The 13943-nt window shown below is 39.7% G+C and carries 15 protein-coding genes and 1 riboswitch; of the genes, 2 read left to right on the forward strand and 13 right to left on the reverse strand.

What is annotated here, in order from left to right; translation table 11 throughout:
* Window positions 1-49 precede the first annotated feature (49 nt).
* Window positions 50-1522 (reverse strand): carboxypeptidase M32, encoded by a 1473-nt coding sequence (locus R7R78_RS01295; RefSeq protein ID WP_225472859.1) that lies wholly within the window; start codon window positions 1520-1522, stop codon window positions 50-52.
* Window positions 1523-1745: 223 nt separating this feature from the next.
* Here R7R78_RS01295 and R7R78_RS01300 point away from each other — a divergent pair, with 223 nt between their 5' ends.
* Both R7R78_RS01300 and R7R78_RS01305 read left to right on the forward strand, forming a co-directional pair.
* On the forward strand, window positions 1746-2381 hold the full coding sequence (locus tag R7R78_RS01300) for a LysE family translocator (RefSeq protein WP_017820932.1): 636 nt from the start codon (window positions 1746-1748) through the stop codon (window positions 2379-2381).
* Window positions 2381-2947 carry a hypothetical protein gene (locus R7R78_RS01305; protein ID WP_005385713.1) on the forward strand — a complete coding sequence of 189 codons (567 nt, stop codon included), beginning with the start codon at window positions 2381-2383 and terminating at the stop codon, window positions 2945-2947. The genes R7R78_RS01300 and R7R78_RS01305 overlap by 1 nt, the downstream gene beginning before the upstream one ends.
* Window positions 2948-3064: 117 nt before the next feature.
* Here R7R78_RS01305 and R7R78_RS01310 read toward each other — a convergent pair whose 3' ends face one another.
* The 12 genes from R7R78_RS01310 to R7R78_RS01365 form a co-directional block, all read right to left on the reverse strand.
* Window positions 3065-4441: an alanine/glycine:cation symporter family protein gene (locus R7R78_RS01310; RefSeq protein WP_104975278.1), complete on the reverse strand. Its 1377-nt coding sequence runs from the start codon at window positions 4439-4441 to the stop codon at window positions 3065-3067.
* A gap of 122 nt (window positions 4442-4563) precedes the next feature.
* Window positions 4564-4663, reverse strand: a riboswitch (glycine riboswitch).
* A 348-nt stretch (window positions 4664-5011) separates the two neighbouring features.
* Entirely contained in the window at window positions 5012-6745 is a 1734-nt protein-coding gene (locus R7R78_RS01315; RefSeq protein WP_225472860.1) for a hypothetical protein, read from the reverse strand.
* Window positions 6746-6750: 5 nt separating this feature from the next.
* Window positions 6751-7365: a phage baseplate protein gene (locus R7R78_RS01320; protein WP_225472861.1), complete on the reverse strand. Its 615-nt coding sequence runs from the start codon at window positions 7363-7365 to the stop codon at window positions 6751-6753.
* 217 nt (window positions 7366-7582) lie between these two features.
* Complete coding sequence (locus tag R7R78_RS01325) at window positions 7583-8425, reverse strand: hypothetical protein (protein WP_225472862.1); 843 nt, start codon at window positions 8423-8425, stop codon at window positions 7583-7585.
* 84 nt (window positions 8426-8509) lie between these two features.
* On the reverse strand, window positions 8510-9550 hold the full coding sequence (locus tag R7R78_RS01330) for a S49 family peptidase (RefSeq protein ID WP_225472863.1): 1041 nt from the start codon (window positions 9548-9550) through the stop codon (window positions 8510-8512).
* Window positions 9551-9567: 17 nt separating this feature from the next.
* Window positions 9568-10077: a hypothetical protein gene (locus R7R78_RS01335; RefSeq protein WP_225472864.1), complete on the reverse strand. Its 510-nt coding sequence runs from the start codon at window positions 10075-10077 to the stop codon at window positions 9568-9570.
* A gap of 50 nt (window positions 10078-10127) precedes the next feature.
* A complete protein-coding gene (locus R7R78_RS01340; protein ID WP_193285748.1) occupies window positions 10128-10328 on the reverse strand; it encodes a hypothetical protein in 201 nt (66 codons plus the stop codon).
* A gap of 376 nt (window positions 10329-10704) precedes the next feature.
* Window positions 10705-11298, reverse strand: a complete 594-nt coding sequence (locus tag R7R78_RS01345) for a hypothetical protein (RefSeq protein WP_225472866.1) — start codon at window positions 11296-11298, stop codon at window positions 10705-10707.
* A 220-nt stretch (window positions 11299-11518) separates the two neighbouring features.
* Window positions 11519-11953, reverse strand: a complete 435-nt coding sequence (locus tag R7R78_RS01350) for a hypothetical protein (protein WP_318119319.1) — start codon at window positions 11951-11953, stop codon at window positions 11519-11521.
* Between the two features lie 109 nt (window positions 11954-12062).
* Window positions 12063-13313 (reverse strand): hypothetical protein, encoded by a 1251-nt coding sequence (locus R7R78_RS01355; protein ID WP_052708201.1) that lies wholly within the window; start codon window positions 13311-13313, stop codon window positions 12063-12065.
* Window positions 13291-13461 (reverse strand): hypothetical protein, encoded by a 171-nt coding sequence (locus tag R7R78_RS01360; protein ID WP_153645749.1) that lies wholly within the window; start codon window positions 13459-13461, stop codon window positions 13291-13293. Before R7R78_RS01360 ends, R7R78_RS01355 begins: the two co-directional genes overlap by 23 nt.
* Window positions 13462-13466: 5 nt before the next feature.
* Window positions 13467-13661, reverse strand: coding sequence for a hypothetical protein (locus R7R78_RS01365; protein ID WP_225472868.1), 195 nt, complete (start codon window positions 13659-13661; stop codon window positions 13467-13469).
* Window positions 13662-13943 lie beyond the last annotated feature (282 nt).

The following is a 13943-nucleotide window of genomic DNA, read 5'->3' on the forward strand; positions in this document are numbered from 1 at the left end:
GCCCAAGGAACATACGAACCTTGGGCTTTTACTTTCTATTCGTTTCGCTTTATAAGTAGCGATCTTTTAGGTGAGCTTGAAAGTGTTTAGCATTCAGTGTTTCACCCGTGGCTTGTTTTACCAACTCATCAGTGGTGAATAAGCTACCTTTACTCCAGATGTTTTCCGAGAGCCAATTGAATATCGGAGCTAAGTCGCCAGAACGAATAACCGCATCTACATCGACGGTTTGTTTCATTGCTGCCATAAATTGTGCAGCGTACATCGCACCGAGCGTGTAGGACGGGAAATAGCCAAAACTTCCGTCTGTCCAATGGATATCTTGCATACAGCCATTTTTGAAGTTTCCTTCGGTTGATAGCCCCAAGTACGCTTTCATCTTTTCGTTCCAGAGTTCTGGTACATCTGTATGTTTGATGACGCCGTTCATGAGATCTCGCTCAATTTCATATCGAAGAATAACGTGAGCAGGATATGTTAGTTCGTCAGCATCTACGCGAATAAAGCCTTTTTCTACGCGAGTGTAAATTTTGGCTAAATTGTCTTTTTCGAATTCACTACCAGAAAAATGGTTAGAAGCCAGTCGAGCGAGGTGATCGATAAACGCGCTGCTTCGTCCTATTTGCATTTCAAAGAAGAGTGATTGTGATTCATGAATACCCATAGAGCGAGCTTCTCCCGCGGGTGTTCCTGATAAATCTTTTGGTAGCCCTTGCTCGTATCGAGCATGGCCAGTTTCGTGGACAATTCCCATCAATGATTGGACAAACTCGTTTTCATTATAACGTGTCGTAATACGCACATCTGTCGGTACACCGCCACAAAATGGGTGGGTACTCTCATCAAGTCGACCGTGTTCAAAATCGAATTGAAGTAGCTTCATGACTTCCAAACCGAGCGCTTTTTGCTTTTCCGCAGGGTAGTGTGCAGTTGGCAATAAGATGTTGTCTGATTGTTGTTTTTCAAACGCTTCATCGATCAAAGTAGGAAGCCAGGTTTTCACGTCAGCAAAAAGAATGTCTAACGACGCAGACGTTGTGCCAGGTTCATAAACATCGAGCATGGCATCATAAGGAGTCGTGCCATTTGCTTCGGCTCTAATTTGCGCTTCTTCCTGCGATAGCTTTACGACTTCAGCCCAGTTCTTTTCAAAACCAGCCCAGTCATTTTCTCCACGTTGCGTACGCCATGCATGTTCACATTTGGAGCCAGCAAGAGATTGAGCTTGAACTAATGATTCTGGTAGTAAGTTAGCTTGCTGCCACCCACGCTTCATTTCTCTTAGGATAGATTTTTCTTTTGTAGACAGCGTCTCTTCTTCTGCCTGAGCGAAAAGCTCTCCCAAGTGCGGTTGAGTCATTAAAGAATGGATATGTACATCGAGCTCTGCCGTGGCATTCGAGCGTGCTTCAGCGCCACCAGGTGGCATGACCGCCGCTTGATCCCAATCTATGATGGCTGATAGATGCTCAAAATTTGCCACTTTTTTGGAATGTTCAACGAGTTTTGTAAATGCGTTCATGTGACTACTCTTATTCTTTTGTTCTTTCCCTAAACACCCGATAACGGGTCCTTCATATGGTGTTGCACTAAGCAACCTGCGTTAATTTACTAATAATTAACAATTAACTCCAACCCATTGTCCATAAACTCACCCAGTTGTATAGCTCTCTTAAAAAAGAAGCTTGCGAATCTTGTGGATTGGCGGTATTGATGAAGGATTGACAATTAATTATCACGATAATATGGATATTTTGAATTTCGAGGCATTTATTATTGCCATTACGATTTTAACGTTAACGCCAGGTTTAGATACTGCACTTGTTATCCGTAACACTAGCCGATCGGGCCTAAAAGATGGATGTACAACCAGTCTAGGGATTTGCTTTGGCTTATTCGTACATGCTTTTTTTTCTGCGGTTGGTATCTCGGCGATTCTTGCGCAATCAGCAGAGTTGTTCCAAATCGTAAAAATGATTGGCGCAGCTTATCTTATCTGGCTTGGTTTGAGCAGTTTAAAAGCGCTAATGTCGTCGAAAGATGGATTGACCGTGACCGAGCAGATTCACGAAGTGTTTAATGGTAAGCGCTCTTTTAGAGAGGGCTTTCTTTCTAACGTCTTGAACCCGAAAACGGCGGTCTTCTATTTGGCTTTCTTGCCACAGTTTGTGAATCCAGAAGGTTCACCCTTGCTTCAATCAATGATGATGGCATCTGTACACTTTGCTATTGCGATGGTTTGGCAGTGTGGTTTAGCTGGCGCGCTCAACTCGGCTAAAAATCTACTAAAGAATGCAAGCTTTATGAAGTGGATGGAAGGCGCGACGGGCGCAGTATTAGTCGCACTTGGTGTGAAGTTATTAATTGAAAAACCCGTTTAATGCGTAATATTTATCGATTGTTGATACTACTCGCTGTATTTATTGTGGGGATAGGTGCCGCTGTTGCTTGGCATACGTGGCCACAAGTACAGTTTGCGCAACGCGGCATGATCTGGTCTTGGCACTGGGGCTACTTCGAGCCTTTTGCTAATGGAATACAACAAACGCGAACTCAAGATACTAAACAGTTATTGCTCAGGCGTGTGTATTTGCATGACGCTATTGTCGTTTTTGTTTCGACAACTATGGACAATAAATTTGAGGTTGACGTTGTAAAAGAGCAAACCTGTGAACCTAAAACGACGACTTGGGCTTCGGTCTCTGTCAATCATCAACGTGTCAGGCATGTACCTATGGTGTGCGATGCGTTTGGGCAAGGCTACTTTTATCGCTACATCGGGAAACATCTGGAATCGATTGAAGTTGGTGTCGGCGACTCGTTTGTAACAGAAGCATTTTTAGACTGGCCGCTATCAGAGTTGAAAGCGGATCAATTCAAGCAAAAAAATGCGAAGTTTTTTGAAGAACGTGGAGAAAACGTTGAGCATCAATGGTTGAGAGATTAACCATTTAACCGAAGATAAATAAAGCCCGCTAAATAATAGCGGGCTTTGTGTTTTACCATTTCTAATGTGTCTTGCTCTCTGTGACTGACAGTTTGTGACCGCAAACCTGCCGTTTCACTAAGCTTTCACTGCTTCAACTTTACCTGATTGCGATGTTGAGCTAAAGAACAGTTTGGTTTCTGCCAGTACGACGTGACGCAGTGCGATCAAACCAATTAGGTTAGGAATTGCCATCAGACCGTTTACGATATCAGCCAGTAGCCAAATCATATCGAGGTGAAGGAATGCACCAGATGCCACCAAGCCGACGAAAATCAGTTTGTATGGAAGCACAGCTTTAGTTCCGAACAGGAACACAACGCAACGCTCACCGTAGTAGTTCCAACCAAGAATGGTGGTAAAAGCGAAGAACATCAAACCGATTGAGACGAGCATAGGACCAAATGTATCTGCATTTAAACCCACCGCAAAAGCATGAGTCGTCATCGCGGCACCTGCAAAGTCACTTTGCCATGCACCAGTCAGGATTAGAGCAAGGCCTGTCATGGTACAAATAATGATGGTATCGAAAAAGGTACCCGTCATTGAAATTAGGCCTTGTTTAACACAAGAGTCTGTCTTCGCTGCTGCTGCTGCCATAGGCGCGCTACCCAAACCAGATTCATTTGAGAACACACCGCGAGCGATACCTGATTGGATTGCCAGCATGATGCTTGCACCTAAAAAACCACCCGTCGCTGCTGTTGATGTAAAGGCTGAAACCAGCACTAATTCAACGGCATTGAACAATTGGTCTGCATTCATGATGATCACGCTTAAACACGCCAACACATAAAATACAGCCATGGTAGGAACCACTTTTCCTGCAACGTTAGCAATGGATTTGATGCCACCCAAAGTTACGAAAGCAACCAAAAGAGTTAGTACAAAGGCAGATAGCTCACGGTTAACACCAAGAGATATCTCACTTGCATCCAGAATCGCGTTTACTTGTGGAAACGTACCGATACCAAAACAAGCAACACCCAAAGCAAACACTGCAAACATGATCGCGAGAGCTTTTGAGCCAACACCGTATTGCAAGTAATACATTGGGCCACCAATCATTTGGCCTTTATCATCGACTCTTCGGTACTTAACCGCCAACAAACATTCGGCGTATTTAGTCGCCATTCCGAAAAGGGCAGCGAGCCACATCCAGAATAGAGCGCCTGGTCCACCGAGTTTGATTGCTGTGGCAACACCAACAATGTTACCAGTACCAATTGTTGCTGAGAGTGCAGTACAAAGAGCTGCAAAGCTAGAAACGTCACCTTGAGTATTAGATGACTTATCTTTACTGAATACCATCGCTAGCGCTGTTGGGAGGTGTTTAAACTGGATCAAGCCAAGGCTAAAAGTGAAGTAAACACCTGTACCCACTAGCAAAATAAGCAGCGGTGGACCCCAGACAAAATTATCGATGGTTTGTAGTAAAGATTGTAGGTTGTTCATGATTTCCCCTTAATAAAACAACTAATAAGGAGAAGAGGGAAAGGACGAGATCAACGATCTCTAAAAGAACTAAGCTATTGGTTGTAGGCGGGAAGGCCAAGCAAAATAGTTAGGTTGTAACTTTCCACTCCTCTGTCCTTTTGCCTGAGAGTTTCACCTTGCGTGAGTGCAAGACTTGCTCCTTCGGCGACCGATTTAACGGTTCTCTCCAGAGGTTCCTCCAACTACAGTCCCCGCTACCTAGGTAGCACCTGAAATAGTTAATTCTTCGGCGAGTTATGCTAATCAAGTGTTAAAATTTGATTAATAACCACTCTCCTGCAGTCTTCATCGGAACAATTACCTTTGATTTATATAAGTTTCTCAGTTGTTACTAAGTTGTTACATAACTCTCAGATAATCAGATAGTTAGCCTATTGCTAACAGCGCATAATTTACCAACTATGAGATATAGGTCAAGTATTTTTCATAGTGTTTTAAACCGATGTACTCCAATTTGTACCCCAACTTGTGTATTCGATAGCATAAAAAACCCCACCGATAAGGTGGGGTAATGTCATATCTTAGATTCTAGTTTGAAGGTGATAGGTTGCTATAAAATGCCACCATTCGATCATCCTCAGCGCGGTCAATTTCACCACGAACAACAGGGATGATGTTACCAGAATTATCAACATCAGAACGAACGTGAAGATTTACATCTACTTTTTGATGTTGTGTTTGAATTGAACTAATCTCTTTACCAGCACGACCAAGCAGATCGAAGATATTTGTATTTAAGAATTTGGTGTATTTGTTATCACCAAAGAAATTAGCAGGGTCTAACAAACCACCTGGACGACCTTCGTAAACGGCGAGAGCACCAGCTAGATAAGGGTTAGCTCTTGCACCAATACCTGCGGCTGCTCTTCCAACACTACCACCTAAAGAACCTGCGGCTTTTGTTGCACCACCAAATCCTAATGTACCTGCGGCTCGACCTATTAGTTTAAACAGTCCTTTGAATACATTTGTTAATGTATTTACAACACTCAAGCCACCGCTTAATACAGTAAAGATTTTCGAACCGACCCAAATACTTGCTAGGGTTTTAGCAATAGTAATAATCTGGTCACCATGCTCGGTAGTGGTATCAACAAAGCTACGTACACTTTCTCCTAGACTACGGAATGTTGGCTGTAACTCTTTAAGGTTAGTCATGACATTGTTAATATCACCACCACCAAAACCTACAAGGAAGGAATCGGCGAGTCTTAAAAAACCCTCACCCATGAGTGTAATGTTCTGTCGCGCTTTAACAAGTGTGTCGATATCTTGTTGTGTTAGGTTGAGGTTGAATCGCTCACGCTGTGCTTGAATCTCCGCTAGGTTATTCATTGCTTTGAACTGATTTATGGCCTCTGAGCTAAAGGATTCCATTAAGAAAGTTAAGTCTCTCATATCTGTGCCCCTTCGCTCTGCTTCCTTCTGGAGCAGGTGCATAACTTCTAATGGCTCTAAACTTTCCAGCATTTTGGTGGTTATTTTGCTATTTTGCTGCAACCATTCTGCGATATCTTTGAATTCTCCAGAACCTGTTAAACGGAACTCGCCCAAGCGGTCTGCGAAATCTTGGTAGTTACTGGCGACTTGATCCATCGACAAACCGAATCGGCTGGAGGCTGCGGCTAAATTCTGGAAGGTTTCACTATCCAAGTTACTCTTTTTAATCGCCTGATCTAACTCTGTAGCTCGTTGCAGGGATTGTTGCATACCTACAGTAGCCAACCCAGCACCTACCACACCTGCTGCCATACCAGCACGTTTGAGTGATGACGCTGCCGCCTTACGGCGTTCATTGTGCTGATGGGTTATAAGTGCGCTCTGTTTAGCAAGTTCTCGTGTCCTTTGTTTCTCGCGGCGGTTGCGATCTGAGATTTGGTTTTTCAATCGTTTCTCAAGGTGAAGCAATTCTTCTGTGCTTGAAGCTTGTTTGAGCTTGTTCAGTAAAACTTTCTTCTCAGCAACACCCATGTCACGAATTGCACTTGTGGATTGAGCAAATCGTAGCAACACTTTCTTCTGTGTAGCTTCGAATTTCTCTTGTTCAAGCTGTAATTTTCGATAATGTTTTATGTGAGAATCTTGATCTTGTTGTCGTTGTCGCCTAGCTCTAGGAGAACCACCAACACCAAGAACGTTTTCTGGGTTAGCTCGATCGAGTTGTCGAGCCAGCTTTTTACTATCTTTTAAAACCTTATTCCAAGACGGACGATCGAGCTTCCATGCAATCGTGTTTGTAAATTTATGAAGTTGTCGAGCCATATGAATTAACCTTCTCTGTTAAAAAATTCTTTAATAATTTGTTCATTCGATTTTTGTTCTAACCCCATGAGATTTACATAACCATCTTTATATAAATCAGGTAGTTTATTCACCTTCCCACTAAAGCCGTTATTTGTGCTGCTAGTTTTGTTTTGACCATCAATGCTTTTTTGTTCATCTGCTGCGGTTAATAAGTAGCCTCGCTCATAAGACACGTTTCGGATATGCTCTAAGAGGAGACGATACTGCATACTATCTGTTGTCCCAACTTGTTTAGGGGTGTATTTAACAATGACGTAATCTTTGAGGTTATAAAATTCATTCACTATCGTTAATTTAGTGCTTCTATTAAACCAATTGAGTAGAATTTCATGCGCATTCAAAGGGCGTTTGTCATCAACACTTAACAAATTACCATTTATATTTGAGAGGGGATTCTTACCAACGTAACAGGTAAGTGATAATGTAGGGTTGCTCTTAACTACATTTGAAGTGATAACGCTCTTATCGCTTACTGGGTATTTGGTAGCATTAGCTTGATAACTGGGTAACACCTCAGTAAACGCATCGGCGTAAAATCTTCCAAGGTTGTTATCCATAATATATGTGGGTGTAATCATAAATCTTCCTTATTTTCTCAGTTCTTCATCCACAATCTTCTTTATCTTCTTCAATACTGTTCGATAATCCTCTTTAGGATCTTTCTCTTTTGGTTTACCAAATAGGGTATTGATAATTAGAATAGGGATGAGGATAAGAAGGAGGGGAGGTAATTGTTGTATAAATTCCATAGGCTTTTTATAAACCCCTTAGTTAAAAAAGGGGGCTGTTATATTTTTATTTGTTATATTGGATAATCTTATAGTCTAGATTTTCAGCTTCACTTTCTTTCACCCAAAGTTTATGCTGTTTATCATCAGCGAGATATTTACGAAGAGGGGTGAAATTTAAATGGGTAAGAACTTCTTCGATATCTTTGTTTGAGGCGTTTCCACACATATCTTTTAACTCATCAAAGAACCAATAATCTCTTGACTCAATGCTATCAAAGTATTGTGAGAAATTAACATACATATCATTTAGGCTATTAGCTTCACTAGCGGCTAATTCAGCAATAGCTTTATCATAAGCTGCTTTCTGTTCAGAATGCTTGTTTTGAGCCCAATTCGTTGCTTTTACAGCATCCATTTTTTCTTTACGTTCAATCTCATAAAGTTCATTAATAAGTTCTTCCACTTCATCTTTGATAGTTTTAATATCTTCCTCAATCAAGCAATCAGGCTTCTTCATGATAAGCTTATTAACACTCAATTGATGGAATAAATTGTGTTCTTGACTAGAGACTGTTTTATATCCTTCTTTCAACAATTCATCATGAGTCACTAAAAGGTGTTGCAAACCTTCTCGGATAAATTCATGGTGATATGCACACAGTTTATTATCTTTTACAAGGTTGCTACCACTTAAAAGGTATGTAATTTCATCCTTACGTGAACTAAATGCTTTAGGTGCGGACGTGGAGATATAAGGAAGGTTATAAGAGGCTAGGTTGAAATTAACCACCTTATCAACACGTTCCTGATCAATTTGTTCTGGTTTAGTCACTTGAGTGCGATAATATTCTTTGATAAGTTCTTCAACAGTTTGGATATTTGGTAAGGTGTCGGTTGCAATGCTCATTTATTGTTATCCTTATTTTGTTTTTTAATTAGGGATTGGAGAGTACGGAGTTTCTGTAAAACTAGTTTGGTTTCTTCTGCCATATTACAAACCTCGTTTCTCTTTAGCTCTACGAACTGCCGCTTCAAGTTTAAGTTTGTGTTCTAATTTCTCTTGCTCGTAACTTAGTTCTTGTTCTGGTTCACTCTTAACTACAGGCTTTGCAACACTCGCTAATGCGGTAGCTTTGGCTTTATCAAAAGCAGGGGTATTGCTATTACTTGCGGTTGCTTTGGCGGTTGGTGTAGGTTTATGGCTGTATACGCTATTACCATGCATGTATGTTAGAAACTCTTCTTGAGTCAGCAATTTATCGACAAGTTTCAAGCTTAATGCTTTATCAGCACTGTAAACTTTTGCTTGAGTATCAATGACCTGTTGCTTACTAAGTGGACGATAGTTAGCTACATGTTCAACAAATTTGGTGTAAGTTTCGTTTACTGATTCTTGTAAGTCGTCTAAAAACTCTTGTTTAAAGCTACCGTCGGCTGCATAAGGGATTTTATTATTTCCAGCGTATACGAAGCTACGTGAAATACCTTGCTGTTCTAGTGCTTTACTGTCGTTTTGCAATTTTATAACCACACCCACCGATCCAATGCTGTAGCTCTCTGGGTCTGCAGTAACATCATGTGATGTTGAGGCTAGGGCGTATGCGGCGCTACAGGCTTCACCATCAATCCAAGCAGTTAACTTAATACCGTTAGCATCAGCGATTTTTCGTAGTTGTTTGGCACAGTAGAAACAGTTGAACGCTTCGCCACCACCGGAACTAATATTCAAAACTACTTTTTTCTTACCTGAATCAGCTAGTTTTTGCATGTTGGCAATTAGATCACTGTAGTTAGTGCCGCCACATAACGCTTGAAAGGGTGTTGGTTTTGCGGTTAGTACTCCAGAAATATCCAATACACCAACACCTTGTTGCTCCAACTTCTCTTTTAATGGGTTTGGTGAACTCAATGCTTCACCAGATAGTGCTAGTTGGCGCGCCTCTTTATTTTCGATAACCTCTGCGATTGTTTCAAAAAAGCTTAGGCTGCAAAGTTGAGGTTTTTGTAAAACTGCTTTACTTAAATAATTCATAATATTCCTTATTATAGTTATTTGATGTAGGAAATCTTGATATAGCCACTTGTTACGCCATCGGTTACAGTAATAATTTTATTATCTTTTATACGACGATATAAGGTGGCAAGTGAAATGTTTAAGACATGCTTATTGATTTCATAGAAAAGATTAACACTATTAAAATACTCGACCTTTCCAGTCAGACTGTCGTAAATCTTGAATTCATATCCAGAACTTTCTCTAATGTTTTGCTTCCTACTACGAATAATACAGTTAGTCGGGGAATATTCGCCTTTATCGAAGAGTCTACAAACATGTGGATTTTTGATTGTAAAGTAATCACGACCTTTCAATTTTTCAGATAGAATAAAGTCGATGAATTTAATTAAGTCTGTAAAGTTAAAATCAACATCGTGATAGTGTTTATGATGTTCACATTTACTATTACAGCGACCTTTAATGCTGTAAAAATGACTTCTCAATTTAATTAATTGTTGTTTGTTTAACTGTGGGTATAGTTCGATAAGCTCAGTTATCTTCATGTTACTTCCTTTTTATTATTATAGGGTTGCTGCTATTGGTAGGGGATAGATTAGAAATCGATTGATTTTATTTTTCTAGAAGCTTGATACATTTTTAAAGCGGCATCGATAATTTCAAATTGCTCTTCATCTTCATATAGATTTCTAGCTCTCAGTCGCATGATATATACATTTTTAATGTTACGACTTCCGGTTATCAATTCATTTAATAGTTCTTCGGGTGAACTATATAAAATCCGTTTTCTAGGCATGGGTTGACCTCCATTGTTAAATTGGATTAGGTTTAAATTAAGTGAGAGTATAAGATTGTTAATTCACTGTGGAAGTGATTAGAAGGTATAGAGTAATTGTAAACTTTTTGACTACAATTAAATGGTGCAAAACCTCAACTTTATATTAGATAGAGGAAAGGAGGAGCCTCATCACTAATAAAATAAGTTGAGTAAAACGCTTGGAGTAACGTTTTTAGCATTGCAACACTAGAGATAACAAAGGAAAATTTTATCGAAAACATAGGAAGGATGTCGAATAAAACTAGAGAAGTCTTTTAAATCACTCTATACAAGTATTATACCAAAAATATATTTATTTGTATAGTAAACACATTAAAATAATATAGACTATTGCTTATTTTTGTGTTAACTGATCATGAGTTTCTTGAATTAAAATACATAGTTCAGCATGGGGTATCTTAGTATTATAAAACCAATCGTAAACGGTAGGCTGTCTTTTACAGTTTATAACATTCTTCATATGTGGAATTAATCGGTTGACTTCGGTTAAAGTTGTCATGTGTTTATCTACACCTGCGCCAGCGTCGAAGTCTTTGAGCATCTTAATGAACCTTGCACTCAGTGTCTTAACGGGTTTTTGTCTCTTAGGAGGTGATAAAGAACGTTCTAACCAGTTATTTAAATAAGGTATTCGTGCCTTTTCAGGTTTAATCTTATAACTATTGAAACCTACATCTAGAAGAATGGTTTTGTATGTCTGTGAGTGTTTTAGGTAAGCCTGAAACCTTATTTTAGAAACTGATAATCCACCACCCATAGGTATCAATTGAGGGCTTTGCTCGATGACATAATCAGTGTTAGCTAGGACACAAGCTAAATCTTGTTTGTAGATTGGTAGCCACTCATTAACTAGTTCCTCAAGTTTTGCCTGTTTCTTTGGCTCTAGTTTTGAAAGAAGCATTTCATACTTTTTGTGTAAGTCTTCCATTTCACACCAACCTTGCACAGTTAAAACGGCGACGAGATTGTTTTAATTTTCTAATTCGGTATTTCTTCACGTTATGATTTCCTTATTGTTACATCGCCCTATATAACGTGCGAGAACGTGCCTACAAGCGATTAAGCACGTATAGAGGGCAATGTATTAGTTTTATTTAGATGGGTGTTAAGGTGGTGCAGAGAGAGTATTAAGGAGAGTTTTAGCCTTCTTACAGTTCTTCAAGGAAAAACTTATACAATTCTTGCTCTAGTTCTTCAGTGATTTCTTCACAATCTTGGTAGTAATCAATGGTGAACATTTTGTTAATAATATTTGGGTGCATAACAAGAAGTCCTAGAAACTCTTCATTTGATAAAATGTCATATGTGTATGTACTACCATTCTTTTCACAAGGGTATTTGTAATCGTGAAGGTCAATCCATTCACCATCAAAATACTCAACAAGTTCTAGTGTGTCTTCATTAGTGATTGGTAAGCTAGCGATTTGTAAAGGTACGGTTGAAGTTTTAAATACTTTTTCCGCTACAGCTTCAGATTGTGTGATGAATAATGTATTAAGATCTTGTTCTGGTTTTAAAATGTGAAATTCAGTGTTCATAAAATTTTCCTCTTGTGTTGTTTTTGGTACATTTTCAAAGCTCACTAGAGTGCCTACGTTGTGCTCAAAGCATGCATCAGGTTTGTTTTTTAGTGTTGTGGGTTAGCCTGTAAAGGCTGTGTAAGGTGTTAGCGTTGCGCTAAAAGTGGGTTAGTTAGAATGGGATTACTGATTCGTGTTCAGGACAATCGCGGTTTAAGCAGTAACCGAGATCATCTAATTTGTCACCGCAAACTTCACAGAGTAGCTTTTTACAGATAGATTCCACTGTTGTTTGATCTGGTGAATAGTCATCCCAGAAATGTGTATGTATCACTGTGAGATATTGCTGCGTATCTGTTCGGTTGAGTTCGCCCTTCGCCAGTGGTGCTGCAAAGTATCCGATCCCTTTACCGTCAAGGTTAATATCTGAAACATCGACATTTCCGATCAGGCCAACCAGTTTAGACTTATCACCCAAAGGTGCTGTTACCTCTGTTAGTGTTTCAACAATCTCTGTTATTACTTCAGCTTCTTCAGCAGGTGCCATGTGTTTAACTGGTTCGGGTTTTCCATCATACGAGTTAGTGAAAAGATTCGTAATATCTTCTTCTCGCTCTGCTGTGTCTTCATCAATAAACAAGTATTGTTCATAGCTTGCCAGCTCTTGCTCGGACTTAGAGAAAGTAGGGCAACCATCAAGGCTAATATCATTCATGAAACCGTAGTTAGCTTCTGATGAATCACTGTAGTTGTCTGGTGCTGGCGTTAAGTCGAAATCTTCAGAGTTTGGGACTAGAACTGCATAATTTTCTGTGCCGTCACAAGGAGTCATATCTTCAAAGTGTGACTTACGTTTTTCTGTGTCGGCGTAATTCTTTGACCAAGTAGCGTAATCCTGTGCGGTTAATTGAACTCCTTCTTGATCCGCTTTCCATATCCATTGATTGAAAGCTTTTAGCTTGTCACCCTTGAGAATTGCTCTGTATTTCTTTGCTAAGAGGTAGTTATTCGCTTTTTTGTCTTGTAGGTTGTTACTACTGAATTTGTTCTTATTACTACCTGCTACATGAGATTTGCTAGGGTAGGTGGCAAGCTCTAAATCAATGTCTTTTACTTCGTATCGGTTACGTGTTCCGTTCCCTTCTTTATGTCTTATCAGTAAGCCAACATCAACCAAGTGATTAATGAATCCGGTTAAGCTACCTTTTGAACCGATACCAAACCTTTTCATTAGAGAATCAAAGCTAGCATATCCGGTGTCGTTCAGTTTCCCATCATGCTGGAGTTTGTGAAAGTAACTGTAGATATTCTTATGGTCTGCGCTGAGCTTCTTACCGTTGTATTTGCAAATGCTCGAAACTTCTAGCGGAATGAGGGTGAAAGTTTTTAGTTTATCCCAATCAATTTTTAACTTGTTGGTCATGGTTGTTAAGCTCCTCTGCTTCTTGTTGTTCTAATGCTGTCATATAAGCGGTAAATGCTTCTCTCATTAGTTGATAAGGTTTCTTGTCTAATCGGCGAACTTGGTGCATTAATCGGTCAAGTTCAGTACTGTTTGGTTTAAAGTTCATAGTATTCACTCCTGTTTCTGTTGACGGTAATAAAGAGCCAGAATGATGTCGTTTTGCATACACAAGATCAGGTCATCTGGGTTGCGGTATGATGTTCTCACAATAGCGGTACGCTTGATCTCATCTCGCTCAAGTCGTTTGAGTTGGTATCGGATGTAATCCCCATCGAGCTGGGGAATGTTATTAATAATGTCGTTCATATAAATTTTCCTTATATAGCAGATACACGAAAACTGCCCCTGTGATTCCTTTGGGTAAAGGCACAGTTGCAAAGGTTAGATTGTGGTGATGTCACCTTACGGAGTAGGTGTAACTAGGTGGTCAGGATGACCGATAGAGCAGGGTAATTTGATTGGTTAATTTCAAACTATACAATAATCATACCAAGATATGAGACCTTTGTCAAGAACTTTTGCTATTTATCGTTGACTACTGTTTCTATTTGTGCTAGCCATATTTCAATAATCTCATGAACTAGATTA

The organism is Vibrio sp. 2134-1, from assembly GCF_033339495.1.